This window comes from Streptomyces gobitricini (genome assembly GCF_039532985.1).
GTDB lineage: Bacteria > Actinomycetota > Actinomycetes > Streptomycetales > Streptomycetaceae > Streptomyces > Streptomyces gobitricini.
This window is the reverse complement of the sequence record NZ_BAAASR010000016.1, coordinates 198,536-225,134: the sequence shown is the minus strand read 5'-3', so window position 1 is coordinate 225,134 and position 26,599 is coordinate 198,536. Positions and strand designations below refer to the sequence as shown.

Sequence of the window (26,599 nt, the reverse complement as noted above, 5' to 3'; positions counted from 1 at the left end):
GGCGGTTGGGCGCGGGTGGTCCGGGCCGGGTGCGGGGCCGGGGCGCGGGTGGTCCGGATCGGGCGCGGCGTCCGGGTCCGGGCGTGGGGTCAGGCGCGCGTGATGCGGACCCGGTACGTGCCCTTTTCGGGGTCCTCGGACAGCACGGTGATCCGTACCCCGCTCTCGCGGTCGGTGAAGGACTCGCCGGGGCGGTACGGGGCGTCCGACAGTTCGGCGTGCACGTTCGGGCGGCGGGTGCAGCCGCCGCTGTCGCGGTCGCTGTCGACCACGGTGACCGGGCCGTGGCCGGTGTCCACGTCCGACTGCACGTGGTAGATCAGCACGCCCGGCTCGCACACGGCCTCGTCGTTGCCGTCCCGGGTGCGGACCTCCACCGCGTACCCGGACTCCGGGGTGAGCGGGACGAAGGCGAGCTTCGGGCCGCCCTTCGTGGCCAGGGAGGTGAGCGTGTACTCGCGGGTGCCGGAGGCCGAGGCGCAGCGCACCTGGTTGTTGTCGAGCCAGCCCAGCTTCCACTTGTGCCAGCCCAGCAGGTCGTTGTTGGCCCCCCAGTCCTCGGACATGATGTCCCAGTGCCCCACCGCGCCGCCGCCCTCGGCGGTGTAGAGGTCGGGGAGTCCGAAGACGTGGCCGTTCTCGTGCGGCAGGACCCGGAAACCCGTCTCGTGGTACGAGCCCGAGCCGTCGTCCTGGCGGCTGTAGACGAACGACGTGTTGGCGAGCGGCGCTCCGTCGGCGTGCGGGGCCTCGGTGTTGCCGGAGAAGGTGACGGACAGCACGGTGTCCAGCGCCGAGGGGCCCGCGTTCGGCGTGACCAGGATGTTGACCAGGTCGTACTCGCCGAAGTCGACCTTGGGGTCGGCGGCCGCAACGATGTCCTGGACGAGCTGGCGGTAGCCGGGTTCGTACGGTGAGCCGCGCTCGATCCCGTACGAGCCGAACGGCATCGGCATCCGCAGCCAGTCGCGCAGCGGTGCCTCGGGGCGGTAGCGCAACCGCCCGTAGGAGCTGGTGCGGAACCAGTCGGTGGTCTGCGGGAAGAACTCGGCGAACCGGCTCATCGCAGGGCCCTCGCCGGGGGCGTCGGGGAAGTCGACCATCAGGGTCAGGGCCCGGACCTCGCCGGTGGAGCGGGCGTAGTCCGGGCCCGTGGGTATGCCCTCCGACAGCTGGACGCCCACCGCGGTCGTGATCCGGCACGGCGCGAGCCCCGCCTCGTCGGCGGCACGGACGGCTATGGGGCCGGCCGACGCGCGGGTCCCGTCCGGGAGGGACGAACTCGCCGTGGCCAGCCCGGCTATGACGAGGGTGGTGGCGGCCGCCCCGAGGGCGACCGGTCTACGAGTCCGCCGGCGCGTCTGCTGCATGCGTGCTGATCGCCTTCGGTCGGCGGCAGCCGGCCGGGTCCGGGCTGCTCTCCGTCCGATCAGCCTCTGCCGGGCCGGAGGCGGACGCCCGCCGGATACGGCCGATCGGGGGTTACCGGCCAGGAGGTGAGTGGTGTACGTCACAGGCGGACCGGGATTAACCGGGGACGGACTCCCCGTTTATGCCTGTGTCGCCGACAAGCGGGGAAACGGTCCCCGGTTACGCGCCAAGAGAGGGAGTGACCGTGACGAGCGCCAGCCCCAGCACCAGCCCCAGCACCAGCGCCGTCGGTGGTGCCGCCCCGCGCCCCGCGCCCCGCCCCCGGGCGGACGCCCTGCGCAACCGGGAGCGGATCGTGACGGCGGCCCGCGAGATGTTCGTCGAGTTCGGTCCCGAGGTGCCGTTCGACGAGGTCGCCCGCCGGGCCGGGGTCGGCAACGCCACGCTCTACCGGCACTTCCCCGACCGCGACGCGCTCATCCACGAGGTCGTCCTGTCGGTGATGTCCCGCACGACCGAGCGGGCCCTGGAAGCGGCCGCCGAGGAGACCGACGCCTTCCAGGCGCTGCGCCGCTTCACCCACGCCGCCGCCGACGAGCGGATCGGTGCCCTGTGCCCGATGCTCTCCGGCGCCTTCGACAAGGACCACCCCGAACTGCTCGCCGAACGCGGGCGCCTGGAGGAGGCCGTACAGGCCCTCTTCGACCGGGCGCAGGCGGCCGGACGGCTGCGCACCGACGTCGCCGTGGGGGACCTGCTGGTCGGCCTCTCCCAGCTGACCCGGCCGCTGCCCGGCTCCGCGTGCCCGAACTTCGACCGCTTCGTACACCGCCATCTGCAGCTGTTCCTCGACGGCCTGGAGACGCCCGCGCGCTCCGAGCTCCCCGGGACGGCCGCGACCCTGGAGGACCTCCGGCGCGAGCTCTGAGCCCCCTGCGGCGGGCGCCGATGACGCCCCCGCCCCCCGCGGCGGGCACCGATGACGCCCCCCGCCCTTACGCCCCGCCTCCCCGCCCCTGCCCTTACGCCACTACGCCACGCCCGCCCGCGCGACCGACCCGCTTCCCCGCACCCTTACGTCCGTTTCTCGCCGTTTCCGAGCCCCTAGGTGGCCGCTCCCATGCCGAAAACGCCTTCCGGTCCTCTCTCCGCCGGCCTCGCCCCTGATCCCAGCCGCTGGAAAGCGCTGGTCTTCATAGCCCTGGCCCAGCTGATGGTCGTGCTCGACGCGACGATCGTGAACATCGCGCTGCCCTCCGCCCAGCAGGACCTGGGGATCTCGGACGGCAACCGCCAGTGGGTCATCACCGCCTACGCCCTCGCCTTCGGCGGACTGCTGCTGTTCGGCGGCCGTATCGCCGACCTGTGGGGCCGCAAGCGCACCTTCGTCGTCGGCCTGCTGGGCTTCGCCGCCGCCTCCGCGCTGGGTGGCGCGGCCACCGGCGAGGCGATGCTGCTCGGCTCGCGCGCCCTCCAGGGCGCCTTCGGCGCGCTGCTCGCACCCGCCGCGTTGTCCCTGCTGGCGGTGATGTTCACCGACGCCAAGGAGCGCGCCAAGGCGTTCGGCATCTACGGTGCGATCGCCGGTGGCGGTGGCGCCGTGGGCCTGATCCTCGGCGGTGTCCTCACCGAGTACCTCGACTGGCGCTGGACGTTCTTCGTCAACATCCCCTTCGCCGTCGTCGCCGCCGCGGGCGCCTACTTCGTGATCCGTGAGCCGGCCGGCGGGCGCAACCCTTCGCCGCTCGACATCCCGGGCGTCGTCCTGTCCACCCTGGGTCTGGTCTCCCTGGTGTACGGCTTCACCCGCGCCGAGTCCCAGGGCTGGTCCGACGCGAGCACCATCGGCCTGTTCGTCGCGTCCGCCGTGCTGCTCGGGGCGTTCCTCGCCGTCGAGGCGAAGGTCAAGTCGCCGCTGCTGCCGCTGCGCGTGATCACCGAGCGCAACCGGGGCGGGGTCTACCTCTCCCTCGGACTCGCCGTCATCGCGATGTTCGGCCTGTTCCTCTTCCTCACCTACTACCTCCAGATCGTCAAGGGCTTCTCGCCGGTCGAGACCGGTTTCGCGTTCCTGCCGATGATCGTCGGCATGATCACGGGTTCGACGCAGATCGGTGCCCGGCTGATGACCCGCGTCGCGCCCCGGCTGCTGATGGGTCCCGGCTTCCTGACCGCCGCCACCGGCATGCTGCTGCTGACGCAACTGGAGGTCGGATCGTCGTACGCCGGGCTCATCCTGCCCGCGCAGCTCCTGCTGGGTCTCGGCATGGGTACGGCCTTCATGCCGGCCATGTCCCTGGCGACGCACGGCGTCGAGGCCCGGGACGCCGGTGTGGCCTCCGCGATGGTGAACACCTCGCAGCAGGTCGGCGGCGCGATCGGCACGGCGCTGCTCAACACCATCGCCGCGTCGGCCACCACCGCGTACATCACCGAGAACGCGGCCGCCGCGGCCTCCCCGCAGGCGCGGAAGCTGCTCCAGCTCCAGGGCATGGTGGAGGGGTACTCCGCCGCCATCTGGTGGGCGGTCGGCATCCTGGTGGTGTCCGCCGTCATCGCGGTCACGTTCATCAACACCGGCCGTCCGGGCGTCGGTTCACGGCCGGACGCGGGCGGTGGCGACGGGGACCACGTCGAGGGCGAGGCGAGGATCCCGGTCGTCGCGCACTGACGCGCCCGGAAGCGCGGGAGTACGGGATCACGGGAGTACGGCGGCAACGGCGTACGGACGTACCGGGAGGGGCGCTCTCCGCCACCGAGGTGGCGAGGAGCGCCCCTTTCCGTATCCCAATTTCTGCTTATGCTTTCGACCGTGTTCGATTCCCGGTACATCAAGACCTTCCATGAAGTGGTCAGGACCGGTTCCTATACGGCGGCCGCCCGCGCCCTCGGGTACACACAGCCGGCCGTCAGCCAGCAGATGAAGGCGCTCGAACGGGACGTCGGCACGCCGCTGTTCACCCGCGTCGGACGTGGCCTGCGGCTCACCGAGGCGGGGGAGGCCCTCACCCGGCACTCCGGGACGATCCTCGACAGCCTGGCCGCCGCCCAGGAACAGATCGACGCCATAGCGCGGCTGCGCTCCGGACGGGTGCGCGTCTGCGCCTTCCCCAGCGCCGGAGCGACGATCCTGCCCGAGGCCATGGCCCGGATGGCGACCCGGCACCCGGGCGTCAGGGTCGAGTTGGTGGAGAGCGAGCCGCCCGAGTCGCTGCGGATGGTGGCCAGGGGCGAGTGCGACATCACCCTGGCCTTCAGCTATCCGGGACTGCGGGTCGACGTCCCCGAGGAACTCGACGAGTTCAAGCTGCTGGAGGACCCGCTGACGGTGCTCCTGCCCACCGGGCACCCGCTGGCCCGCCGCCGGGCCGTGCACCTGGCCGATCTGGCGCACGAGCGGTGGATCGCCGGCTGCGCGCGCTGCAACGCCAACTTCCTGCACGCCTGCGCCGAGGCCGGCTTCAGTCCCGACATCGCCTGCACCACGGACGACAACCTGGTGATGCAGAGCCTCGTGGCGGCCGGCGTCGGCATCGCCATGGTGCCCGCACTCGTCCTGTCGTTCCTCTGCCACGACAAGGTCACCGGCCGGATCGTCGAACCCCACACCCGGCGCCAGGTGTACGCGTACGTCCTGCGCGACCATCTCCGGATCCCCGCGACGGCCCTCATGCTCGACGAGATCGTCACGGTGGCCGAGTCCAGGACCGGCTGCTGAACCCCCCACCCATAAGCGCTGGTTGGGTGTCCGGCAAAGAACCCTCCTTGGACGTGATGGCTCGGCGGGGCGGACCCTGCCGCCATGACGACGATCCCCGTTGCCGCCGCCGGCCCGACCACCGAACGCCTTCGTGCTCTCGTCACCGCGGTACGCGAGGCCGTGGGGCGCGGGCTGCCGCCCGAACCGACCTCCCGACTCGTGGCCGAACGCATCGCCCCGCACCTCGGCGCGCCGGACCTGCTCACCCCGGCGCAGTGCGCCTCCGACCCCGCCCACTACCGCCAGCACGTCCTGCACGCCGAGCCCGACGGCAGCTTCTCCGTCGTCGCCCTCGTCTGGCTGCCCGGGCAGTCCACGCCCATCCACGACCACGTCTCGTGGTGCGCGACCGGCGTCCACCGGGGCGAGGAGCACGAACGGCGCTACCAGCTCGTCCCGGACGGCGCCTCCGCCCGGCTGCTCGCCACCGAGGACGTGATCAGCCGGGCCGGCGAGGTCGCCGCCCTCGCCCCGCCCGGCGACATCCACTCCGTACGCAACAGCGGCGACCGCACCACCCTGTCCCTGCACGTCTACGGGGCCGACATCACCCGCCTGGGCACCAGCGTCCGGCGCCTCTACCGCCTGCCCGCGGACCGCTGATGGCGCTCGTCGGCCCACGCCTGCGCCCCCTCGCGGCGGGCGGCCGGGCGGGGCCCTCCCCCGTGCCCGGTCTCGCGCTCGCCGCGGCCGGGGTCGCCGCGGCCTGGCTGGCGCACCTCGCCGTGCCGGCCGTCCCGATGCTCACCGCCACCGTCGTCCTGGGTGTCGCCGCCGCCCACACGCCGGGGCTGCGCGACCGCGTCCGGGGCGGCTGCCGGCCCGGCCTGACCCTGGCGGCCAAGCGCCTGATGCGTGTCGGTGTCGTCCTGCTCGGGCTGAAGCTGAGCCTCGCCGACGTCCTGGGCGTGGGCTGGTGGACCGTCGCGATGGTGCTGGCCGTGGTGGCCGCCACCTTCGGCGGCACCTGGTGGCTGGGGCGCCGCCTCGGCCTGCCGGGTGACCGGCCGGTGCTCATCGCCGCGGGGTACGCGATCTGCGGGGCGTCGGCGATCGGCGCGGTGGGCGCGGTGCGGGACAGCGACGAGGACGACATGGCCACGTCGGTGGCCCTGGTCACCCTCTGCGGCACGCTCGCCATCGCGGTGCTTCCCCTGCTGCACGGCCCTCTGGGGCTGAGCGACGCGCAGTTCGGGCGCTGGGTGGGGGCGGGCGTGCACGACGTGGGCCAGGTGGTCGCCGCCGCGCAGACCGCCGGACCGGCCGCGCTCGGCGAGGCGGTGCTGGTCAAGCTCATGCGCGTCGCCCTGCTGGCGCCGCTGGTCGCGGCGCTGGTGGTGGCGGCGCGGCGCCGGGGGCGTGCCGCGCCCGGGGGGCGGCGCCCGCCGCTCGTGCCGCTGTTCGTCGCCGGGTTCCTCGCCATGGTGGCGCTGCGCACGACCGGGTGGCTGCCGCGGCCGGCCCTGGAGGCCGCCGGGACGGCGCAGGAACTCCTGCTCGCCGCCGCCCTGTTCGGTCTGGGCAGCGCGGTGCACCTGCCGACGCTCTCCCGGACCGGGGCGCGGGTCGCCGTGCTGGGGCTGACGGCCTGGGTGATCGTCGCGGTGGCGTCGTACGCGGGCGTCCTGCTGACGACCTGACGGCCCGGGGCTGACGGCCTGGCGGCCTGACGGCCTGGCGGCCTGACGGCCCGGGGCTGACGGCCTGGCGGCCTGGCGGCCAGGCCGTGAGGGCCTCCGATGGCGCGGCTAGCGGAGCCAGGGCAGGTCGGCGTCGGGGTCCGAGGGCTGGAGGCCTTCCGCCATGACCCGCATGATCTCGCCGAGCTGGCCGACCTGCTCGGGGCTGAGCCGGTCGAACAACGCCTGGCGTACGGCGGTGACATGGCCGGGCGCGCTGCGCTTGAGCACCTCGTACCCCGCGTCCGTCAGGTACGCGTTCTGGCCGCGCTTGTCGGAGGGGCAGTCCTCGCGGAGTACCCAGCCGTTCTTCTCCAGGCGCGCCACGGCGTGCGACAGCCGGGACCGGGTGATCTTGGCGTCCTTGGCCAGTTCGGTCATCCGCATGCGGCGGCGCGGGGCCTGGGAGAGCTGGACGAGCAGCCCGTAGTAGATGTGCGGCATTCCGGCGTCGCGCTGGAGCTGACGGTCGAGATGGTCCTCCAGCAGCGTGGTGGCGTGCCGGTACGCACGCCAGACGCGCTGCTCGTCGTCGCTGAGCCAGCGCGGCTGCTCGCCGCCGCCGCCGTTCGGTGCCGTATCCATGTATCCCACTCTACGGCTTCTTGAAAGTTGAACAAACGGTCGATACGCTCATGGGCGAGTCTGCTTGAATATTCAAGTAGGTATGGTGGAAGAAGCACGTCAGGAGTCGCGGCCATGAAAGCCTTCGAGGAGCTGGAGCCCGTACGGCGTGAGGCGGCGCGGATGCCCGCCCTCTACCTCTCCCACGGCGCCCCGCCGCTCGCCGACGACCCCGTATGGCCCGGCCAGCTCGCCGACTGGGCCGCCCGCCTGCCGAAGCCCTCCGCGATCCTGATGGTCTCCGCCCACTGGGAGGAGGCCCCGACGACCCTCGGCGCCACCGTGACCGCGCCGCTGGTGTACGACTTCCGGGGCTTCCCCGAGCACTACTACCGGGTGCGGTACCCCGCCCCCGGCGCGCCCCGGCTCGCCGAGTCCGTGCGCAAGCTGCTGCGCGGGCCCGGCACGCCCGTGCGGGACCTTCCCGGCCGGGGGCTGGACCACGGGGCGTACGTCCCGCTCGTCGAGATGTACCCGGACGCCGACGTGCCGGTCCTGCAGATGTCCCTGCCCACGCTGGACCCGGCCCGCCTCATGGGCGTCGGGCGCAGACTGGCGCCGCTGCGCGACGAGGGGGTGCTGATCGTCGGGAGCGGGTTCTTCACCCACAACCTGGCGGCGCTGCGGCACGCGGGCGTCCCCACCTGGTCGGCGGAGTTCGACGACTGGGGGCGGCGGGCGCTGGACGCCGGGGACGTGGACGCGCTGCTGGACTTCGCGCACGCCTCGCCGGCCGGCGCGCTCGCCCACCCGCGTACCGAACACTTCGCGCCCCTCTTCGTGACGCTGGGCGCCGCCGACGCGGCGGGCGACCTGGCCGGCGGGCGCAGCGTCGTCGACGGGTTCTGGATGGGGCTGGCGAAGCGGTCGGTGCAGTTCGGGTAGCCCCCGGCTCCGGGCCTCCGTCCCGTCGCGGTGCCTGCCCGCCCCGGCTACAGGGCCTTCTCGTACCAGGCCACGTCCCAGTACCGCCCGAACTTCCGTCCCACCTCCGCGTAGGTGCCGACGTGCCGGAAGCCGAAACGGGCGTGCAGGCGCACCGACGGCTCGTTGGGCAGCGCGATCCCGGCGTAGGCGCGGTGTACGTCCTCCTTCGCCAGCGCTTCGAAGAGGTGCGCGTAGAGCAGGGTCCCCACGCCCCGGCCGGCCGCCTCCGGGGCCAGGTAGGCGCTCACCTCGACGGAGGTGGAGTACGCGGCCTTCGGGCGCAGGGCGCTGGAGGTCGCGTACCCGAGGACCGGTCCGGCGCCGCCGGCGCCGTGGGCGACCAGCAGGCGGTGGGGGCCGTCCTCCGGGTGGGAGCGCAGCCAGGGGCGTCGCTCCTCGGTGGTGAGAGGGGCGGTGTCGAATGTGATGGCCGTCTCACGGACATAGTGGTTGTAGATGTCCGTGAGGGCTCTGAGGTCACCTTCCGTCCCCGGCCTGACCTGCACCTCTTCGCCCCCGTGCGGCATTCGACCTCCCTCGGTGGCGGCACAGGGTACTGCAAGATCCGGGAAATCGACGGACGCCATGGGAATTCTGTCCGGATTCCAGTCGTTGTTTCCGTCGGATGCAGGGCACCCGGGAGGGTGTCGCGACCTACTCAGCAAGGGAGCTCGCATGGCAACCCGTGCCGTCGCCCGTCGTCAGTCCGCCCCCGGTGGGGCCAGGACCACGGACCGGGCAAGCAGCGTGCGCGCCGTGGGCGGGGAGATCGCCGACCGCGACCTGGTCGGCATGTACCTCGACGAGATCGCGCGCACGCCCCTGCTCGACGCCGCCAAGGAGGTCGAGCTGTCCCAGACCATCGAGGCGGGCGTGTTCGCCCAGCAGATCCTCGACGGTGAGGTGGACTCCGACGCCGCGGGCGCGTCCCGTGCGGAGCTGGAGCGCCTGGTGGCCGAGGGTGAGCGCGCCAAGGACGTCTTCATCCGGTCGAACCTGCGTCTCGTCGTCGCCGTCGCCCGCCGGTATCCGCGCAGTGGCCTGCCCCTCCTCGACCTCATCCAGGAGGGCAACGCCGGCCTGGTGCGGGCGGTGGAGAAGTTCGACTACACCAAGGGCTTCAAGTTCTCGACGTACGCGACGTGGTGGATCCGCCAGGCCATCACCCGGTCGATCGCCGACCAGTCGCGCACCATCCGCCTCCCCGTGCACCTGGTGGAGGAGCTGGGCCGCATCCGCCGCGTGCAGCGCGAGTTCAACCGCGAGCACGGCCGGGACCCGGAGCCGGCGGAGATCGCCGCCGAGCTCGGCTCCAACCCGGAGCGGGTCATCGACGTCCTGGACTGGGCGCGCGACCCGGTGTCGCTGAACATGTCGGTGGACGACGCCGGTGAGACGCAGTTCGGCGACCTCCTGGAGGACACCTCCGCGGTGTCGCCCGAGCAGTCGGTGCTGACGCTGCTGCGCAGCGAGGAGCTGGACGGGCTGATCGGCAAGCTCGACACCCGTACGGCGTCGATCATCCGTATGAGGTACGGCATCGAGGACGGCCGTGAGCGGACGCTGACCGAGGTCGGCAAGGAGCACGGCCTGACCCGTGAGCGGATCCGCCAGATCGAGAAGCACGCGCTGCTCGAACTGAAGCGCATGGCCCGCGACACCGGCTTCGACGCGGCGGCGTAAGCCCCACGGGGCACCGGCGCCCCGGCCCCCGCCCCTGTGGCGGGGGCCGTCGTCGTACCCCGGCCGGCCCAGCGCGTCGTCGTACCCCCGGCCCGGCCTCGTCGTCGTACCCCGGCCGGCCCAGCGCGTCGTCGTACCCCCGGCCCGGCCGCGTCGTCGTACCCCGGCCGGCCGGCCCGGTCCGGCCGGTCCGCGCCGTGCGGCCGGGGTTCAGGGCGCCGCGGGCACCGAGCGGGCCAGGCGGGCGGCCAGGGCGGCGACGTACGCGGTCAGGGCGTCCGGGCCGTGCACGGTGAACTCGCAGTCCACCAGCGCCAGGCGCAGCGCCAGCCACTCCACGGAGTCCGCCGACCGCGCGCGCAGCCGGCACCTGTCGGGCCCCGTCGGCGCGGGCGCCAGGTGCGCCGGCAGCCGGGCGGCCACGAACTGCGCGGGTGCCGCGAAGGTGACGTCCACCTCGTGGTCGGGCTGCGTACGTGACGTGGTGTGCGACAGCAGCTCCGCCGCGTCGCCCGCGGGCAGCTCGCGCGGCGTGAACCGGGCGCCCGTCGCGAACGGCTCGGCGACCCTGTCGACGCGGAACGTCCGCCAGTCCTCGCGCTCCAGGTCGTACGCGACCAGGTACCAGCGGTGGCCGGTCGACACCAGGCGGTACGGCTCCACCTGCCGTTTCGACTCCGTCCCGTCGCCCGCCCGGTAGCCGAACCGGAGGCGCTCATGGGCGGTCACCGTCGCGGCGAGGGTCGTCAGCGTCGACGGGGCGACCGTCGCGCCGTCGCCGCGCGTCAGCGGGATCGTCGCGTTCTGCAGGGTGGCGACCCGGTGCCGCAGCCGCGACGGAAGCACCTGCTCCAGTTTGGCCAGCGCCCGTACCGCGGCCTCCTCGATGCCCTCGATGGCATGGCCCGCCCCGGCGCGCAGCCCCACGGCGATCGCTACCGCCTCCTCGTCGTCCAGCAGCAGCGGCGGCATCGCGGCGCCCGCGACCAGCCGGTATCCGCCGACCGCGCCGCGGCTCGCCTCGACCGGGTAGCCGAGATCCCGCAGCCGGTCGATGTCGCGGCGGATCGTACGGGGACTCACACCGAGCCGTTCGGACAGCTCGCTGCCCGGCCACTCGCGCGGCGTCTGGAGGAGCGACAGCAGATTCAGGAGTCGTGCCGGAGTGTCCGTCATGCCTTCCAGGATGCGCGCCCAGTAGGACATGACCTGACCTATATGGCGATTAGTTTTCCGGCATGACCTCCTTCACCACCAGCACCACGGGTACGGCGTCGGCGGCGGCCGACCGCCGGCGATGGCTGGCACTCGCCATCGTCATGACGGCCGCGTTCATGGACCTCGTCGACGTCACCATCGTCAACATCGCCATTCCCAGCATCGAGCGGGACCTGTCCGCTTCGTTCGGCGCGATCCAGTGGATCACCGCCGGTTACGCGCTGGCCTTCGCCGCCGGGCTGATCACCGGCGGGCGTCTGGGCGACATCTACGGACGCAAGCGGCTCTTCCTCGTGGGCATGGCCGGATTCACCGTCGCGTCCGCCCTGTGCGGTTTCGCCGTGAACCCGGGGATGCTGGTCGCCTCCCGGCTGCTCCAGGGCGCGATGGCGGCTCTGATGGTCCCGCAGGTGCTGGCGATCGTCCACGTCACCTTCCCGGCGCACGAGCGCGGCAAGGTCTTCGGGATGTTCGGCGCGGTCGTGGGGCTCGGGGCCGTCTCCGGGCCTCTGCTGGGCGCGCTGCTGACGCAGTGGAACCTGTTCGGGCTGGAGTGGCGGCCGATCTTCCTGATCAACCTGCCCGTCGGCATCGCCGGGCTGATCCTGGGCCGGAAGTTCATCACCGAGTCGCGCGCCGAACGGGCGATGCGGCTGGACCTGGTCGGCGTCGCCCTGGTCACCCTCGCCCTGCTCATGCTGATTTACCCGCTGACGCGCGGCCGCGAGCTGGGCTGGCCGCTGTGGGGCCACGCGTGCATGGTCGCGAGCCTCGCGGTGTTCGGCGCGTTCGTGGCGTACGAGAGGCACAAGACGCGCAAGGACGGATCACCGCTGGTCGAGCTGTCGCTGTTCCGGGTGAAGAGCTTCGCGGCGGGCATCGCGGTGCAGCTGACCTTCGGTGTGGTGATGGGCATCTTCTTCCTGGTCTGGACGCTGTACATGCAGATCGGGCTGGGCTGGACCCCCCTGAAGGCCGGTCTGACCGGTGTGCCGTTCTCGATCGCCGTGTCCGCCGCCGCCGGGATGTCCGTACAGAAGCTGGTGCCGCGCTTCGGGCGGAAGGTGCTTCAGGCGGGCGCGCTGACGATGGTCGCCGGGGTGCTCCTCTACATCTGGGAGGCCGGGCGGTACGGGACCGGGATCGAGCCCTGGCAGATGGTCGCGCCGCTGATCGTGATGGGCGCCGGCATGGGCCTGATCGTGGCGCCGCTGACGGACGCGGTGCTGTCGGACGTGCCGCGCGAGCACGCGGGGTCCGCGTCGGGCCTGATCAACACGACCGGGCAGATGGGCACCGCGCTGGGCCTGGGGCTGGTGTCGGTGGTCTTCTTCGGAGCGATCGACGAGCAGCGGCTCGCGCCCGGGGAGGTCGGGGCCGCCTTCGCCGGCGCCTTCCAGGGCTCGCTGTGGTGGGTCGTCGCGGTCCTCCTGGTGATCTTCGCCGTGATGTTCGCGCTGCCGGGTCGCCCGAAGCAGCACATGGAGGGCGCGGCGGCGGAGGGCGCCGGTGCGCCGGCCGCCGGGGCGGCGGCGGAGGAACCGGAGCCCGTGCCGGTCCACTGAGGTCCGGTCCACTGAGGTCCGGTGCCGGCCCGTCCGACCGGGCGGAGGGCTGACGGCCCGGATCCGAGGCGGCGTGACCGCCTCGGATCCGGGCCTTCCGTTTGCCCGGTTCTGTTTACTTCCCCCGAGATCGGACGTACTCTGCGGGAAGAAACCACAAGCTCGGGCATTGATCGGACGTAAAACCACATGTACGCACCGGAGCGCCAGCAGCTGATCCTGCGTCTCGCCCGCGAGGGCGGCCGGGTCGACGTGCTCTCCCTCGCCGAGCAGTTGCAGGTCACCGCCGAAACCGTCCGCCGCGACCTCAAGGCCCTGGACCGCGCCGGACTCGTCCGCCGGGTGCACGGCGGCGCCATCCCGGCCGGGCGGCTGGACTTCGAGCCCGACCTCGCCGCGCGCGAGTCCACCGCCGCCGACGAGAAGGACCGCATCGCGCGCGCCGCGCTGGCCGGCCTGCCCGAGGACGGCAGTGTCATCCTCGACGCGGGCTCCACCGTGGCCAGGGTGGCCGCCGGCCTGCCCCCCGAGTGCTCGCTCACCGTCGTCACCCACGCCCTGCCCGTCGCCTTCCGGCTCGCGGACCACCCCGGCATCTCCCTCCACCTGGTCGGCGGACGCGTCCGGCACCGTACGCGCGCCGCCGTCGACGCGTGGGCACTGCGGGCGTACGCCGAGATCCGCGCCGACGTCCTCCTCCTCGGCGCCAACGGGTTCTCCGCCGAACGCGGGCTCACCACCCCCGACCTCGCCGAGGCCGCCGTGAAGCGCGCCATGATCGCCGCCGCCCGCCGCGTGGTACTGCTCGCCGACTCGGCCAAGCACACCGAGGAGCACTTCGCCCGCTTCGGCGACCTCGCCGACGTGGACCTGCTCATCACGGACACCGGACTCGGCCCCGAGCAGGCGGCGGCCATCGAGGCGGCCGGTACGGAGGTCGTACGCGCATGATCCTCACCGTCACCCCCAACCCGTCCCTGGACCGCACCTACGAAGTCCCGGCCCTCGACCGCGGCGAGGTGCTGCGCGCCACCCGCGAGCGGATGGACCCGGGCGGCAAGGGCGTCAACGTCTCCCGTGCCGTGGCCGCGGCCGGACGGCGCACCGTCGCCGTCGTACCGCTGGGCGGGACCCCCGGGGTCCTCGTCGCCGAACTGCTGGCCGACGAGGGCATCGAGGTGACGCCCGTCCCGCTGAAGGGCCACACCCGCTCCAACATCGCGATCGCCGAACCGGACGGCACACTGACCAAGATCAACGCGCCCGGGCCCCGGCTGACCCCGGGGGAGTCGGAGGCGATCCTCGCGGCGGTCGGCGCCCACGCGCCCGCCGCCGACTGGGTCGCCTGCTGCGGCAGCCTGCCGCGAGGCCTCGGACCCGCCTGGTACGCCGACCTGGTCACCCGTGCGCACGGATACGGCACGCGGATCGCCCTGGACGCCTCGGGCCCCGCGCTGCTGGCCGGGCTGCGCGCCCGCCCCGACGTGGTCAAGCCCAACACCGAGGAGCTCGCCGGAGCCGTCGGTCGCCCCCTCGCCACCGTGGGCGACGCCCTCAAGGCGGCGGAGGAGCTGCGCGGCGCGGGCGCCGGCGCGGTGCTGGCCAGCCTCGGCGCGGACGGCCAGCTGCTGGTCTGCGCGGCCGGCGCCTTCTACGGGTACGCCGCTGTCGACGCCGTACGCAGCAACGTCGGTGCGGGTGACGCCTCCCTGGCGGGCTTCCTCGCCGCGGGCGGCGAAGGCCCGGCCGCCCTGGCGGCGGCGGTGGCGCACGGCGCCGCGGCCGTGCGGCTGCCGGGCAGCGAGATGCCCACCCCGTCCGACCTGGACCCGGCGGCGGTCACGGTGACCGCCGACGTACCCCTCGATCGATACCTGAGCGAACAAGGGAACCCGCGATGAGCGACATGATCACCGCGGACCTGGTCGATCTCGACCTGGCCGCGAGCACGAAGGAAGAAGCGGCCCGATCGCTCGCCGAGCGTCTGGTGCGGCTGGGACGGGTGACCGACCTGGACGGCTTCCTGGCCGACGTGGCGGCGCGCGAGGCGCAGATGCCGACCGGCCTGGACGGCGGCATCGGCATCCCGCACTGCCGCAGCGCGCACGTCACCGAGCCGACGCTCGCCTTCGGCCGCTCGGGCCCCGGCATCGACTTCGGCGCTCCGGACGGCCCGGCGGACCTGATCTTCCTGATCGCCGCTCCGTCCGGCGCGGACGACGCCCACCTGACGATCCTGTCGTCCCTGGCCCGCCGCCTGATGGACCCGGAGTTCACCTCCGCCCTCCGCACGACCACCTCCCGGGCCGGCGCCGCCGCCCTGATCCGCGGCGACGCGGAGGCGCGGCCCGCGCCGAGCCCGCCCGAGGGCCTCGCCTCCGGCACGGCGCATCCCCCGGCGCGAGGCGCCGACACCGGCAGGGGCCCGGGCTCGTCCACCGGCGAGGGAAGCGCCGCACGGCAGGCCGGCGAGGTGGACCTCACGGCGAGCGGCCCCGGGGCGGACACCACGCCGACCGGCCCGGCCGCGCCGGGCACCTCGGCTGCGGCTGGAGGCCCGGCCGCGGGCGTGGCGCCTTCCGCCGTAACCCCTGCCGCCGGAGAGAAGCCGGGGAAGTCGGGTGAGCCGGGAAGGCCGGGAAAGCCGGGGGCGATGGCCGGCGGTGACCCCGGCGTGCGGCAGGGCGCCAGGGGGACGGCGGGAGCCCCCGCGGGTGGACCCTCCGCACCGTTCCGCGTGGTGGCCGTGACGTCGTGCCCGACCGGCATCGCACACACCTACATGGCGGCCGAGTCCCTGGAGAACGCCGGACGGGACGCCGGCGTCGAGGTGGCCGTCGAGACGCAGGGGTCCGCCGGGTTCACCCGGCTCGACGCCGAGGTCATCGCCGCCGCCGACGGGGTGATCTTCGCGCATGACGTCCCCGTCCGCGAGAAGGAACGGTTCGCCGGGAAGCCCACCGTCGACGTCGGCGTCAAGGCCGGGATCAACCGGGCCCCGGAGCTGATCGCCGAGGTGCGTGACAAGGCCGTACGCGGTGAGGCCACCGCCCCGGCGGCCACCGGCAGCCCCGTCGACGACGCGGGCGAACCCGGCGACAGCTACGGCGCCAAGCTCCGCACCTGGCTCATGTCCGGCGTGAGCTACATGGTCCCGTTCGTCGCCGCCGGCGGCCTCCTCATCGCCCTCGGCTTCGCCATCGGCGGCTACGCCATCGACAAGGCGCCCTCCGTCGCCGAGAACTTCGCCTGGGGGCAGGCCGACAGCTGGGCCGCGCTGCTGTTCCAGACCGGCGCCCTGGCGTTCGGTTTCCTGATCCCGGTTCTCGCCGGTTACATCGCGTACGGCATGGCCGACCGGCCGGGCCTCGTCCCCGGGTTCGTCGGCGGCGCCGTCGCCCTCACCATCGACGCCGGGTTCCTCGGCGGCCTGGCCGCCGGCCTGATCGCGGGCGCGGTGGTGCGGGCGATCCAGCGGGTCGACGTGCCCGCCGCGCTCCGCGGCATCATGCCCGTCGTCGTCATCCCCCTCGTCTCGTCGGCGATCGTCGGCTTCCTGATGTTCCTGGTGATCGGCAAGCCCATCGCGTCGCTCCAGAAGGCGCTGACCGACTGGCTGTCGGGCCTGTCCGGCGCCAACGCGGTCGTCCTGGGCGTGATCCTCGGCCTGATGATGTGCTTCGACCTGGGCGGGCCGCTCAACAAGGTCGCGTACGCCTTCGCCATCGGCGGCCTCACCAACCCCAACGAGGGTTCGCTCAAGGTCATGGCCGCGGTGATGGCCGCCGGAATGGTCCCGCCCCTGGCGATGGCCCTGGCCACGGTGGTGCGCGGCAAGCTGTTCACCAAGGCGGAGCGGGAGAACGGCAAGGCCGCCTGGGTGCTCGGTGCCTCGTTCATCACCGAGGGCGCGATCCCCTTCGCCGCCGCCGACCCGCTGCGGGTCATCCCGTCGGCGATGGCGGGCGGCGCGGTCACCGGCGCACTGTCGATGCTCTTCGAGTGCACCCTGCGCGCCCCGCACGGCGGGGTCTGGGTCATCCCGCTGATCGGCAACCCGCTGCTGTACCTGGTCGCGGTCCTCGCCGGCGTGCTGGTGAGCGCCGCTCTGGTGACCCTGCTCAAGGGTCACTCCCACCGGACGCCGCCCCCCGAGCCGGCGGCCGACGAGCCGGGGGAGAACCACGGGAAGGTCACCGTCGCAGCGTGACGCCCCCGCCCTGACGCCCCGCTGCGACGACCCGGCCCCGGAAAGGGGCAGGGCCGGTCAGCGCACGCGCCCCCGCACCCGCGCGCGGAGCTCCATGGCTTCGCGCGCGGTGTGCTCGTCCTCGTACACCTCGCACATGTGCCGGCCGTCCGGCGTCGCCGTGTGCTCCACCTCCCAGACGCTCATCTCGCTGCCGTCCAGCAGCAGGAACGCGTGCTCGTACAGCGTGAACCCGGCGTCCTTCCCGGCCACGCCGCACTGCCGGCCGAAGACCTGCTTGATGTGGTGCGCGAACGCGCTCCGCAGCCGCGAGGCCACCGCCTCGCCGGGCCGGTCCACGTTCTCCGCGCGACGCAGCACCCGGCGCGCGTGGTCCGCCGAGTCGTCCGGCACGTACACCACCGGGGCGGGGGCCGTCGGCCGGATCAGTAACGCGCCCAGCAGCTCCAGGTCCGCGTCCAGGTCGACGTCCAGGTCGTCCTCCGGGTCGGGGAGGCCGGCCGGCAGGCGGGAGGCGGCGAGCCGTACGTCGGTCTCGTCCGCGTACAGCTCGTGCTGCTCGCGGCCGTCCCGCCCGGTGGCGTGCACCAGCTCCCACAGCGTCAGCGACGAGCCGTCCGCCAGCAGGTACGTATGCCGGTACGTCACCCGGCGGAGCGCCGCGCTGTGGTACGACGAGTGCAGTGAACTGGCGTGCGCCAGAGCGGAGTCCAATCGCTCGACCAGCGCGTCGGGCAGATCGAAGGAGTTGAGCGCCCGCCCCAGAAGGCGCTCCACGTGCATCTCGGTCGTCTCGTCGTTCGGAACGTTCAAGAGGGGTCTCCAGGCCGTCGCCGCGTGTCACTTGATGCTTGCTTAAGGTAGTGCCTGGGTCTGACAACGCGTCCGACTTCCACAAAACGAGGGGCGCGCGGCACGAGTTCCCGTGCGCCCCGCCCAACTCGGCCCTGGGAACGGTCAGTCGAGCCGGTACAGATCGCGGTACGCGGGGTAGTCGCCACCCGGCCCCGACACCGACCGGGCCGCCCGCACCGCCCGGACGATTGCCCTGGTCACGACGGTGGCGCCGGCCGACAGCACCTCGTTCAGCGCGAGCGGCCCATGTGCGTCGGGCAGCGGGCGCCCACCCGTCGCGAGCGTGAACACGGTGTCGCCGTCGTTGAGCAGGTGCACCGGCCGCACGGCGCGCGCGATACCGTCGTGCGCCGTCCCCGCCAGCTTCTGCGCCTGCGCCCGGGTCAGTTCCGCGTCCGTACCGACCACCGCGAGCGTGGTGTTCAGTGGCGGCCAGTCGTTCCGCTCCAGCGCCTCCGCCAGCCGTCGTGCCGCCGCCGCGTGCACCTCGGGTGCCGGCAGCTCGACCGGCCCGTCCCCGTACGCCCCGTACAGGGCGCCGGTCGACGGATCGACCGGCGAACCCACCGCGTTGGCCACGACCAGCGCGCCGACCGTGATCCCGGACGTCAGGACCATACTGGCCGTACCGACCCCGCCCTTCATCCCGCCGATCACCGCCCCGGTCCCGGCGCCGACGGCACCGCACTCCACGGGGGCGCGGGGGCCGGTGGCGTCCGCCGCCTCCACCGCCGCACGCCCCGTCGAGGCGTCCGGACGCGCCTTCCAGTCGCCGCCCCGGCCGAGGTCGAACACGCATGCCGCCGGGACCACCGGCACCACCTGCGACGGGTCGGGTCCCACACGCACGCCCCTCCCGCGCTCCTCCAACCAGGCCATCACCCCGGCCGCCGCCTCCAGCCCATAGGCGCTGCCACCCGTCAGGACGACCGCCTCGATGCGCTGGACCACGTTGCGCGGGTCGAGCGCGTCCGTCTCCCGCGTCCCGGGGCCCCCGCCCCGGACGTCCACGGCCGCGACCGCCCCACCCTCGGGCGCGAGGACCACCGTGGTGCCGCTGAGCGCGTTGTCCCCCGGTACGCGCGCGTGCCCGACCCGGAGACCGACCACGTCCGTCAGTGCGTCATTCATCCCCCTTGCGTACCACGCTCCGTACGGGCGGTGAGCGAGACCCGACTCCGAAGGCCACCGCCGCGACGAACCCGCCCGAGAAGTCGCCCGAGAAGTCGCGCCCGAGAAGTCGCCCCGGCGCCCGGTGGTGGGAACACAGCGGCACTCCAGGACACGCGGCACTCCAGGACACGACCGGTCCGGACTCACCGTCACGGCGGAAGAGCAAGCAGTCCGGCTCGGCGCTCCGGCCCACTCCCGGTCTGTCCGAGTAACCAGGACGAGCCCCTCGTTCGGACACACGCCGGGCGGGGAGCCGTCCGACCGGCGGCAGAGACGCCGTCGCCGGGCGCCATCCGTGGGAAGCCGTGCCTCACGAAGTCTCCAGAACGCGCGAACCGCACCGCCTGCCCCTACGGTGGCCGCGTGACCCAGTCCCCCGACCACCCGCCCCGGCACGACGCCCCCACCCAGGCGGACCCGGCCCCTGCCGACCCTCCTGCTCCCACCGGCGAGCCGGGTCCGGGCGGGGCCCCCGCCCCTACGGGCGACCCGGGTCCGGGCGCCCCGCCCGCCCCGACCGGCGACCCCGGCCTGCGCATCCCACCCACTCCCACGGACGACCCGGCGCACCCCGCCCCCGCCCCCACGGGCGAGCCGAGCTCCCGAGAGGCCCCCGCACCTACGGGTGAGGCAGGTCCGGGCGCCCCGCCCGCCCCGACCGGTGATCCCGCGCCCGGCGAGCCGCCCGCCCCCACCGACGCGGCCGGACCGCCGGCCGCTCGCCCCGACGCCACGTCGGAGCCCACCCGCCGACCGCCCCGCCCCCCGGCCGGGCGACAAGACGGCGGAGCCGGCGACACCGGCCGCCGGCCCGGTGAGGACTCCGGTGCGGAACCCGGGGAGGACTCCCGGGAGGAGAGGAACCGGCACACCTGACCGCCGCACTTCCTGGGGTCGCAGAGGTCCGGCGCAGCCCGGTGCAAGCCGGTCCACGTCCGCGGCCGCGCCCCCGCCGCAACAGCCCGGCCCGCCAACGGCACACCCCGCGGCTGCGGCGATCCGCGGATCCGCCGCCCCACCCGGGGCCAGGGCCCGCCCCCACGCCGGCGCTCGCGGTGGTGGTCGGTGGGCTCCGGGGCATGACGGCAGTCGTCGACGAACGGTGGGGCGCGGGCCGCACCTCACGGCCGCTCACCCCTGACGACCGCTGACACCCGGCGTACGCTGGGGGTATGAGGACCGCCCCCGCCCCCGGACCGCGCGATGCGAAGAGCGAATCGGCGCCGGAGGAAGAGAAGTACCCGCAGAATCCGAAGAACACGCAAGATCCGAAGAACCCGCAGGATCCGAAGAACACGCAGAGCCCGGACAGCGCGGACCCGGACAGCCATAACGGTCCGGACAGTCCCAGCGCTCCGGCCGATCCGACGAGTCCGGCCGGTCCGGCACGTCCCAGGAAGAGGACGCCGGCGCTGATCTTCGACGATCCGCTGGACCAGACGTCAGCGGACGATACGGACCGTGGGTGGGGCGAGCGGCCTCCGGCCGGCGGCAGCGCCGCCGACCTCGCACGTTTCCTGGACGAGAAGCCGCCGCACCACCTCTGAGCCGACGTCCCTACGGGGCGCCCCGCTCCGCTCCGCGCTGGGCGACGAGGGCGTCCCGGATGTCCTTGAGGAGTTCCAGCTCGGTGACCTCCAGCGCCTCCTCCACGCCCCGCCTCTCTTTCTGCAGAGCTGCCCGGCGGGCCAGGTACCGCGCCATGGGCAGCACCATCAGGAAGTAGACGACGGCCGCGGTGATCAGGAAGCTGAGCGTGGCACTGAGCACCGAGCCCCAGAGGATCGCGACGCCCTGGACGACCTCGCCACTCTCGTTCACCTGGCACGGGGCTTTCAGGCACGACCGGTAGCTCTCCAGGTTCTTGGTGCCGAACGCACCGACGACCGGACTGATCACCCCCTTGACGATCGCGTTCACGATGTTGGTGAACGCGGCGCCGATCACCACCGCGACCGCCAGGTCGATCACGTTCCCGCGCAGGAGGAAGGCCTTGAAGCCTTCCAGCAAGTTCTGGTTCTTCTCCTGGCTCACCACGGTGCCTTTCGTCGCTTGTGCAGTTGGCGCAGTCATTACGCCGGGCGTCGTGGACAACCGTCCAATCCGTACACACGGACAGGTGACGTGACAGGCATTCCGTGCGACGGGCGCGCGCTCCGGGGCGGCTCAGCACAGCGTCACGGCCAGACGGGACGTCGTCCCCGCGCCGGCCAGTTCGGCGGCGATCCCACGCGGGACGGCCAACACCACGAGCGCACCGCCGTCCGATGCCGCTGCCTCGCCCTGCGCGGGCGGCACCTTCTCCACGCGGGCGCCCCGGGCAACCACACGGGCGCTGTCCTCACGCTCCGCCGACGGTGAGACCGGCGACGCGATCACGTCGACGCGGTCGCCGGGCCGCAGCAGCCGCACCGTGGCGCCGTCGGCGATCCGTACCGGAGCGGACACCACCTCGACCGGCTTCCGCTCCCGCTCCGGAGCCGCCGCGGCCGGTGGCCGGTCCGCCTCGGCGGGCCCGCGGGACCCCGGAGCGGAGGCGGCCAGCGCGGCAGCCGCCATGGCGAGCCCCGCCGCCATCGCCCGCCGCCGCCGTCGTACGGCCCGGCGCAACCGATGGCGCCCGCCTCGGACCCGCAGCGGCGGGAACTGCGGCACCCCGTGCGTCTCGGGCACCGGCACCGCGGCCCCGCGTGCCACGGGAAACCCGCACGGGGGAGCGGAGGACAGGGAGGAGGACAGGGAAGAAGAGGAGGGGAGGGAGGAAGAAGGAGAGGAGAGGGAACGGGACGTCATGGCGACCACCGCCTGCCGTGGGAGACCGGGACCGGGCATCAACTCCGCCGGCTGTCCGCCGACGCCCTCACGATCCCGTGACTCCGCCGATCCCGCTCGTGCCTGTGGACAACCCCCGCGATGTGGACAGCCCCGTCACCCGCGCGGGTGCCCCTCCACCGCGTTCCCGGCAGCTCGGTGCCCAGGCCCCTCCGCCGGGGTGTCCCCCGGGCGGTCCCGATCACGGAGGTCGGACGCCCTGGTCACAGCCGCCGGGGCGTCCGCCGGTCAGGTCACGGCAGCTCGATGCCGAGGTCCCACCCGTCGTGCGCGTGCGTGCACAGGCACGAGCGGCTTACGGTCTCGGGCAGCCCGGCGACCGCGTCGAAGAGCACCTCCCGCAGCCGGCCCACGTTCTCCCCGAAGACCCGCAGCACCTCGGTGTGCGAGACGCCGTCACCGGTCTCGGCGCCCGCGTCGAGGTCCGTCACCAGCGCCATCGAGGTGTAGCAGAGACCCAGCTCACGAGCGAGGCAGGCCTCGGGGTGCCCGGTCATGCCGACCACCGACCAGCCCATCGCGGCGTGCCACCGCGACTCGGCGCGCGTGGAGAAGCGGGGGCCCTCGACGACGACCATGGTCCCGCCGTCCACCGCCTCCCAGCCCCGTCCGTGCGCCGCGGCGAGGGCCACCTTGCGGCCGTCCGGGCAGTAAGGATCGGCGAACGAGGTGTGCACCACGTTCGGCACGGTCCCGTCCGCCAGCGGCTCCCCGTCGAAGTACGTCTGTGTGCGGTTCTTCGTCCGGTCCACCAGCTGGTCCGGTACCAGCAGCGTGCCCGGGCCGTACTCGGGTCGCAGGCCGCCCACCGCGCACGGCCCGAGGATCTGGCGTACGCCGACCGAGCGGAGCGCCCACAGGTTGGCCCGGTAGTTGATGCGGTGCGGCGGCAGATGGTGGCCGCGCCCGTGCCGGGGCAGGAAGACGACTCGGCGCCCGGCCAGCTCGCCGAAGAACAGCGAGTCGCTCGGGCTGCCGTACGGGGTGGTCACCCGGACTTCGGTCACGTCCTCCAGGAAGGAGTAGAAGCCGGAGCCGCCGATCACGCCGATGTCCGCGCGCAGGCCGCCGTCACCACGGTCCCCCGCGCCGTTGCCTGCCTCAACTGCGTTCGCCATGCGGCTCACCCTAGCCGTGCCCGGATGCGCCGAGGACCCCGCCGTGGCAGAAACGGCAGGGTCCCGGGGAGCCGGATCAGGCGGCGGAGCTGGAGCTTCCGGCCGCGCTCGACGTGGCGGGCTTGGAGTCCGACGACGCGGAGCTCGAAGACGAGCTCGAAGAGGAGCCCGACGCGGAGTCGGACGAGCTCGTCGAACCCGAGGAGCTCGACTTCGAAGCCGGCGAGCTGCTGGACGACGCGCCACGGCTGTCGTTGCGGTAGAAGCCGGAGCCCTTGAAGACAATGCCGACGGCCGAGAACACCTTCTTCAGGCGTCCCTGGCAGCTCGGGCACTCGGTCAGGGCGTCATCGGTGAACTTCTGCACCGCCTCGAGGCCCTCGCCGCACTCGGTGCACTGGTACTGGTAGGTCGGCACTTGTCTTCCTCCTGGCACTCTCACTCATTGAGTGCTAACGACAGTCCATACTGACGTATTCCGACGGATCAGTCCACCGTCACGGGTACGCGGTGACCGACGCCACGTGCCACGGTCCGGGTCGCCGGACGCGGCGCGAGCCGCGACCGGAGCGCCACCAGGGTGGCCAGCGCCATGGCCGTACCGGCCAGCGGGACCAGGAAACCGGCGCTCGCGCCGTGCCCGTCCGCCAGCCGCCCGGCCACCGTCACGGCGGCCGCCTGGCCGAGCGCCACGGCGCCCGTCAGCCAGGTGAACGCCTCGGTCCGGGCGGACGCCGGGACCAGCGACTCGACCAGCGTGTAGCCGGTGATCAGCGCGGGGGCGATGCACAGGCCGACGATCAGGCCCAGCGCGCCGAGCAGCACCACGGAGTGGGCGGACCACAACAGCGACGCGGCGACGGTCAGGCCCGCGTAGCCGAGGAACAGCCGGCGGCGGGGACCGGACTTCCAGGCGATGGCGCCGACGGCGACACCGGCCAGCATGTTGCCGGCGGCGAAGAGGCCGTACAGCAGACCGTTCATGCCGGGCTGCCCGATCTCCTCGGTGAACGCGGTCAGCGAGACCTGCATGCCGCCGAAGACGGACCCGATGCCGAGGAAGGCGATGGCGAGGACCCGTACGCCGGGCACGGACAGGGCGGAGACGCGCTCCACGCGCGCGTGGCCGGCGGTCAGGCCGTGCGCGGGCTGGGTGCCGCGCTGGGCGGCGAACAGCAGGCCGCCGGTCAGCGTCAGCGCGGCCTCGGCGATCAGACCGGCCGCGGGGTGAACGCCGGTGCACAGCGCGGTGGCGAGGACGGGGCCGACCACGAACGTGAACTCGTCCGTCACGGACTCGAAGGCCGCCGCGGTCGACATCAGCGGTGACCCTTCGAGCTTGGCGGCCCAGCGGGACCGCACCATGGGGCCGATCTGCGGCACGGAGGCGCCGGTCGGCACCGCCGCCGCGAACAGGACCCACAGGGGGGCGTCCGCCAGCGCGAGCGCCGTCAGGGCCACCACCGACAGGGTGTGCACGAGCACGCCGGGGACCAGGACGGCGCGCTGACCGAAGCGGTCGGCGAGCTTGCCGCTCTGCGGTGCGAACAGGGCCATGGAGACCCCGGTGAACGCGGCGACGGCGCCGGCGCTGCCGTACGAACCGGTGGTGTGCTGGACCAGCAGGACGATGCCGATGGTCAGCATCGCGAAGGGCTGCCGCGCGGCGAATCCGGGGAGCAGGAACGTCCATGCGCCGGGTGTGCGCAGAAGCTGCCCGTAGCCGGGACGCCGAGAGGTGTCCGAGGGGGTGACCGTGGCTGTGTCTACAGCGGAGGGCACGGCCCGTGCCTTTCTGCCGCCTGGTAGCGCTCCCCTGGGTGTCGGGAGCCGCCGAGAGCTGTCCTCTTGCGCGGAACTGCGGTAGATGCCGGGCTCTGCGGAGGAGCGTCACGGCCGCCATACGGTCGCGCCAGCTCTGCGTCAGGCAGAGTTGGTCGATCAGTGTGCCTTCATGGTACAGGGCTGAGCGGGTGCGGTGCCTGTGAAATGGCCGATACGGCGGAGACCTCACCTCCGATTAACCGGACGTTCATCTTCCGGTACGCCGCGTCCCGCCCGTCCCCGGCCGCCGCCGGGCCGGGGGCCGTCACCTTCCGCCGTTCCCGCCGGTGCCCAGCCAGCCGGCCAGCTTGCCGCCCTGGCCCACCGCCCGCAGGCGCCGCTCGGCGGCGTCCCGGACCGGGTCCGTCGCCACCACCAGCAGCTCGTCACCGCGCCGCAGTACGGTCGTCGGCGAGGGCACGAAGCTCTCGTCGTCCCGCACGACGAGCGTGACCGCCGCTCCCGGCGGCAGCCGCAGTTCCGCGACCTCCACGCCATGCATCCGGGACCTCTCCGGGATGGCCACCGAGAGCAGGTGTCCCCGCAGCCGTTCCAGGGGAGCCGACTCGACACCCAGATCGGCCGCCTCGGCCGAGTCGCCCAGCCGCAGCGCCCTGGCCAGCCAGGGCAGGGTCGGGCCCTGGACCAGCGTGTAGACCACCACGAGTACGAAGACGATGTTGAAGACCTTCTCGCTGCCCTCGATCCCGGACACCATGGGGATGGTCGCCAGGATGATGGGCACCGCGCCCCGCAGTCCCGCCCAGGACATCAGGGTCTGCTCCTGCCAGGGGATGCGGAAGGGCAGCAGGCTCAGGGCGACGGAGAGCGGCCGGGCCACCGCCGTCAGGACCAGCCCGACCATCACCGCCGGCCAGAAGTCGTCGATCAGCTCGTGCGGGGTCACCAGCAGGCCGAGCAGGACGAACATGCCGATCTGGGCGATCCAGCCCAGGCCCTCCGCGAAACCGCGGTTGGCGGGCGCGTGCGGCAGCTTGGCGTTGCCCAGGATCACCGAGGCCAGGTACACCGCGAGGAAGCCGCTGCCGTGCGCCATGGCACCGGCCGCGTACGCCACCACGGCGATGGCCATCACGGCGATCGGGTACAGGCCGGAGGCGGGCAGGGCCACGTGCCGCAGCCCGAACGAGCCCAGGAGGCCGACGGCCAGTCCGATGGCCGCGCCGATGGCCAGCTCCATCGCGATCGTGCCGAGCAGCACGTACCAGCTGTCGACCGGGCCGGTCGTGGAGAAGGCCACCACCAGGATCACGACGGGGGCGTCGTTGAAGCCGGACTCGGCCTCCAGGGTGCCCGTCACCCGCGACGGGAGGGGCACCTTGCGCAGGACGGAGAAGACGGCGGCGGCGTCCGTCGAGGAGACGACCGCGCCGATGATCAATGCCTGCCGCCACTCCAGGCCCACCCAGTAGTGCGCCGCCGCCGCCGTGACGCCCACACTCACCGCGACGCCGACGGTCGACATGACCGCCGCCATGGGCAACGCGGGTCTGATCTCCTTCCACTGGGTGCCCAGGCCGCCCTCGGCCAGGATCACCACAAGCGCGGCATAGCCGATCACCTGGGTCAGTTCGGCATTGTCGAACTGGACCTTGCCGATCCCGTCCTGCCCGATGGCGACCCCGATCCCGAGGTACAGCAGCAGGCTGGGGAGCCCGCTCCGGGAGGAGATCCGCACCGCCGCGACGGCGATGAGCAGCACGAGCGAGCAGATGAACAGGAGTTCGTTGAGCTGGTGG

Annotated in this window: 24 protein-coding genes; 12 read left to right on the top strand and 12 right to left on the bottom strand. The window is 73.3% G+C overall.

The features are described from left to right. Positions 1-89: 89 nt before the first annotated feature. The gene (locus ABD347_RS15320; RefSeq protein ID WP_344361264.1) at positions 90-1,370 is read right to left on the bottom strand and encodes a M6 family metalloprotease domain-containing protein; all 1,281 of its coding nucleotides are present in this window, start codon (positions 1,368-1,370) and stop codon (positions 90-92) included. 182 nt (positions 1,371-1,552) lie between these two features. Between ABD347_RS15320 and ABD347_RS15315 the strand changes: the two genes are divergently transcribed. The 5 genes from ABD347_RS15315 (at position 1,553) to ABD347_RS15295 (ending at position 6,771) form a co-directional block, all read left to right on the top strand. Next, positions 1,553-2,299 (top strand): TetR/AcrR family transcriptional regulator, encoded by a 747-nt coding sequence (locus ABD347_RS15315; protein ID WP_425575663.1) that lies wholly within the window; start codon positions 1,553-1,555, stop codon positions 2,297-2,299. Positions 2,300-2,491: 192 nt separating this feature from the next. Beyond that, positions 2,492-4,042: an MFS transporter gene (locus ABD347_RS15310; protein ID WP_344361260.1), complete on the top strand. Its 1,551-nt coding sequence runs from the start codon at positions 2,492-2,494 to the stop codon at positions 4,040-4,042. Positions 4,043-4,183: 141 nt separating this feature from the next. Continuing rightward, a complete protein-coding gene (locus tag ABD347_RS15305) occupies positions 4,184-5,089 on the top strand; it encodes a LysR family transcriptional regulator (RefSeq protein ID WP_344361257.1) in 906 nt (301 codons plus the stop codon). A gap of 84 nt (positions 5,090-5,173) precedes the next feature. Next, positions 5,174-5,734: a cysteine dioxygenase family protein gene (locus ABD347_RS15300; RefSeq protein ID WP_344361254.1), complete on the top strand. Its 561-nt coding sequence runs from the start codon at positions 5,174-5,176 to the stop codon at positions 5,732-5,734. Then, the gene (locus ABD347_RS15295; RefSeq protein WP_344361253.1) at positions 5,734-6,771 is read left to right on the top strand and encodes a YeiH family protein; all 1,038 of its coding nucleotides are present in this window, start codon (positions 5,734-5,736) and stop codon (positions 6,769-6,771) included. Before ABD347_RS15300 ends, ABD347_RS15295 begins: the two co-directional genes overlap by 1 nt. Positions 6,772-6,879: 108 nt before the next feature. On the opposite strand, the gene ABD347_RS15290 is transcribed toward ABD347_RS15295, so the two are convergent. Further along, positions 6,880-7,395, bottom strand: coding sequence for a MarR family winged helix-turn-helix transcriptional regulator (locus ABD347_RS15290; protein ID WP_344361251.1), 516 nt, complete (start codon positions 7,393-7,395; stop codon positions 6,880-6,882). 114 nt (positions 7,396-7,509) lie between these two features. Between ABD347_RS15290 and ABD347_RS15285 the strand changes: the two genes are divergently transcribed. Then, the gene (locus tag ABD347_RS15285; protein ID WP_344361248.1) at positions 7,510-8,319 is read left to right on the top strand and encodes a dioxygenase family protein; all 810 of its coding nucleotides are present in this window, start codon (positions 7,510-7,512) and stop codon (positions 8,317-8,319) included. Positions 8,320-8,366: 47 nt separating this feature from the next. On the opposite strand, the gene ABD347_RS15280 is transcribed toward ABD347_RS15285, so the two are convergent. Next, a complete protein-coding gene (locus ABD347_RS15280; RefSeq protein WP_344361245.1) occupies positions 8,367-8,888 on the bottom strand; it encodes a GNAT family N-acetyltransferase in 522 nt (173 codons plus the stop codon). 148 nt (positions 8,889-9,036) lie between these two features. Here ABD347_RS15280 and ABD347_RS15275 point away from each other — a divergent pair, with 148 nt between their 5' ends. Continuing rightward, a complete protein-coding gene (locus ABD347_RS15275) occupies positions 9,037-10,044 on the top strand; it encodes a sigma-70 family RNA polymerase sigma factor (RefSeq protein WP_344361243.1) in 1,008 nt (335 codons plus the stop codon). Between the two features lie 210 nt (positions 10,045-10,254). On the opposite strand, the gene ABD347_RS15270 is transcribed toward ABD347_RS15275, so the two are convergent. Continuing rightward, positions 10,255-11,220, bottom strand: coding sequence for a helix-turn-helix transcriptional regulator (locus ABD347_RS15270; protein ID WP_344361241.1), 966 nt, complete (start codon positions 11,218-11,220; stop codon positions 10,255-10,257). 62 nt (positions 11,221-11,282) lie between these two features. On the opposite strand from ABD347_RS15270, the gene ABD347_RS15265 reads away from it, so the two are divergent. The 4 genes from ABD347_RS15265 (at position 11,283) to ABD347_RS15250 (ending at position 17,037) form a co-directional block, all read left to right on the top strand. After that, positions 11,283-12,827, top strand: a complete 1,545-nt coding sequence (locus ABD347_RS15265; protein ID WP_344361239.1) for an MFS transporter — start codon at positions 11,283-11,285, stop codon at positions 12,825-12,827. Positions 12,828-13,016: 189 nt separating this feature from the next. Further along, positions 13,017-13,778 (top strand): DeoR/GlpR family DNA-binding transcription regulator, encoded by a 762-nt coding sequence (locus ABD347_RS15260; protein WP_344361236.1) that lies wholly within the window; start codon positions 13,017-13,019, stop codon positions 13,776-13,778. Then, on the top strand, positions 13,775-14,728 hold the full coding sequence (gene pfkB, locus ABD347_RS15255) for a 1-phosphofructokinase (protein ID WP_344361233.1): 954 nt from the start codon (positions 13,775-13,777) through the stop codon (positions 14,726-14,728). Before ABD347_RS15260 ends, pfkB begins: the two co-directional genes overlap by 4 nt. After that, positions 14,725-17,037 carry a fructose-specific PTS transporter subunit EIIC gene (locus tag ABD347_RS15250; protein ID WP_344361231.1) on the top strand — a complete coding sequence of 771 codons (2,313 nt, stop codon included), beginning with the start codon at positions 14,725-14,727 and terminating at the stop codon, positions 17,035-17,037. The genes pfkB and ABD347_RS15250 overlap by 4 nt, the downstream gene beginning before the upstream one ends. 57 nt (positions 17,038-17,094) lie before the next feature. On the opposite strand, the gene ABD347_RS15245 is transcribed toward ABD347_RS15250, so the two are convergent. Together ABD347_RS15245 and ABD347_RS15240 are read right to left on the bottom strand one after the other, a co-directional pair. Next, positions 17,095-17,820, bottom strand: a complete 726-nt coding sequence (locus ABD347_RS15245) for a DUF6227 family protein (RefSeq protein ID WP_425575664.1) — start codon at positions 17,818-17,820, stop codon at positions 17,095-17,097. A gap of 174 nt (positions 17,821-17,994) precedes the next feature. Next, positions 17,995-19,023, bottom strand: a complete 1,029-nt coding sequence (locus tag ABD347_RS15240) for a P1 family peptidase (protein WP_344361228.1) — start codon at positions 19,021-19,023, stop codon at positions 17,995-17,997. Between the two features lie 1,214 nt (positions 19,024-20,237). On the opposite strand from ABD347_RS15240, the gene ABD347_RS15235 reads away from it, so the two are divergent. Next, positions 20,238-20,612 (top strand): hypothetical protein, encoded by a 375-nt coding sequence (locus ABD347_RS15235; protein WP_344361317.1) that lies wholly within the window; start codon positions 20,238-20,240, stop codon positions 20,610-20,612. 10 nt (positions 20,613-20,622) lie between these two features. Here the strand turns inward: ABD347_RS15235 and mscL are convergent, their stop codons facing one another. From mscL to ABD347_RS15205, 6 genes are all read right to left on the bottom strand, one after another. Continuing rightward, positions 20,623-21,138, bottom strand: a complete 516-nt coding sequence (gene mscL / locus ABD347_RS15230; protein WP_344361226.1) for a large conductance mechanosensitive channel protein MscL — start codon at positions 21,136-21,138, stop codon at positions 20,623-20,625. A gap of 93 nt (positions 21,139-21,231) precedes the next feature. Then, on the bottom strand, positions 21,232-21,858 hold the full coding sequence (locus ABD347_RS15225) for an RcpC/CpaB family pilus assembly protein (protein WP_344361224.1): 627 nt from the start codon (positions 21,856-21,858) through the stop codon (positions 21,232-21,234). A gap of 272 nt (positions 21,859-22,130) precedes the next feature. Further along, positions 22,131-23,015: an S-methyl-5'-thioadenosine phosphorylase gene (locus ABD347_RS15220; protein WP_344361222.1), complete on the bottom strand. Its 885-nt coding sequence runs from the start codon at positions 23,013-23,015 to the stop codon at positions 22,131-22,133. A gap of 76 nt (positions 23,016-23,091) precedes the next feature. After that, complete coding sequence (locus tag ABD347_RS15215; protein WP_344361220.1) at positions 23,092-23,433, bottom strand: FmdB family zinc ribbon protein; 342 nt, start codon at positions 23,431-23,433, stop codon at positions 23,092-23,094. A 68-nt stretch (positions 23,434-23,501) separates the two neighbouring features. After that, positions 23,502-24,797: an MFS transporter gene (locus tag ABD347_RS15210; protein ID WP_344361217.1), complete on the bottom strand. Its 1,296-nt coding sequence runs from the start codon at positions 24,795-24,797 to the stop codon at positions 23,502-23,504. 307 nt (positions 24,798-25,104) lie between these two features. Continuing rightward, positions 25,105-26,562: a potassium/proton antiporter gene (locus tag ABD347_RS15205; protein WP_344361214.1), complete on the bottom strand. Its 1,458-nt coding sequence runs from the start codon at positions 26,560-26,562 to the stop codon at positions 25,105-25,107. Between the last annotated feature and the right edge of the window lie 37 nt (positions 26,563-26,599).

Bases quoted from the DNA above. Each gene is read 5' to 3' on its own strand.
- ABD347_RS15225 (WP_344361224.1), bottom strand. From the start codon at position 21,858: ATGACGTCCCGTTCCCTCTCCTCTCCTTCTTCCTCCCTCCCCTCCTCT.
- ABD347_RS15265 (WP_344361239.1), top strand. From the start codon at position 11,283: ATGACCTCCTTCACCACCAGCACCACGGGTACGGCGTCGGCGGCGGCC.
- ABD347_RS15220 (WP_344361222.1), bottom strand. From the start codon at position 23,015: ATGGCGAACGCAGTTGAGGCAGGCAACGGCGCGGGGGACCGTGGTGAC.
- ABD347_RS15235 (WP_344361317.1), top strand. From the start codon at position 20,238: ATGAGGACCGCCCCCGCCCCCGGACCGCGCGATGCGAAGAGCGAATCG.
- ABD347_RS15320 (WP_344361264.1), bottom strand. From the start codon at position 1,370: ATGCAGCAGACGCGCCGGCGGACTCGTAGACCGGTCGCCCTCGGGGCG.
- pfkB (WP_344361233.1), top strand. From the start codon at position 13,775: ATGATCCTCACCGTCACCCCCAACCCGTCCCTGGACCGCACCTACGAA.
- ABD347_RS15240 (WP_344361228.1), bottom strand. From the start codon at position 19,023: ATGAATGACGCACTGACGGACGTGGTCGGTCTCCGGGTCGGGCACGCG.
- ABD347_RS15295 (WP_344361253.1), top strand. From the start codon at position 5,734: ATGGCGCTCGTCGGCCCACGCCTGCGCCCCCTCGCGGCGGGCGGCCGG.
- ABD347_RS15285 (WP_344361248.1), top strand. From the start codon at position 7,510: ATGAAAGCCTTCGAGGAGCTGGAGCCCGTACGGCGTGAGGCGGCGCGG.
- ABD347_RS15260 (WP_344361236.1), top strand. From the start codon at position 13,017: ATGTACGCACCGGAGCGCCAGCAGCTGATCCTGCGTCTCGCCCGCGAG.
- ABD347_RS15290 (WP_344361251.1), bottom strand. From the start codon at position 7,395: ATGGATACGGCACCGAACGGCGGCGGCGGCGAGCAGCCGCGCTGGCTC.
- ABD347_RS15315 (WP_425575663.1), top strand. From the start codon at position 1,553: ATGCCTGTGTCGCCGACAAGCGGGGAAACGGTCCCCGGTTACGCGCCA.
- ABD347_RS15270 (WP_344361241.1), bottom strand. From the start codon at position 11,220: ATGACGGACACTCCGGCACGACTCCTGAATCTGCTGTCGCTCCTCCAG.
- ABD347_RS15280 (WP_344361245.1), bottom strand. From the start codon at position 8,888: ATGCCGCACGGGGGCGAAGAGGTGCAGGTCAGGCCGGGGACGGAAGGT.
- ABD347_RS15300 (WP_344361254.1), top strand. From the start codon at position 5,174: ATGACGACGATCCCCGTTGCCGCCGCCGGCCCGACCACCGAACGCCTT.
- ABD347_RS15250 (WP_344361231.1), top strand. From the start codon at position 14,725: ATGAGCGACATGATCACCGCGGACCTGGTCGATCTCGACCTGGCCGCG.
- ABD347_RS15245 (WP_425575664.1), bottom strand. From the start codon at position 17,820: ATGCACGTGGAGCGCCTTCTGGGGCGGGCGCTCAACTCCTTCGATCTG.
- ABD347_RS15275 (WP_344361243.1), top strand. From the start codon at position 9,037: ATGGCAACCCGTGCCGTCGCCCGTCGTCAGTCCGCCCCCGGTGGGGCC.
- ABD347_RS15310 (WP_344361260.1), top strand. From the start codon at position 2,492: ATGCCGAAAACGCCTTCCGGTCCTCTCTCCGCCGGCCTCGCCCCTGAT.
- mscL (WP_344361226.1), bottom strand. From the start codon at position 21,138: ATGACTGCGCCAACTGCACAAGCGACGAAAGGCACCGTGGTGAGCCAG.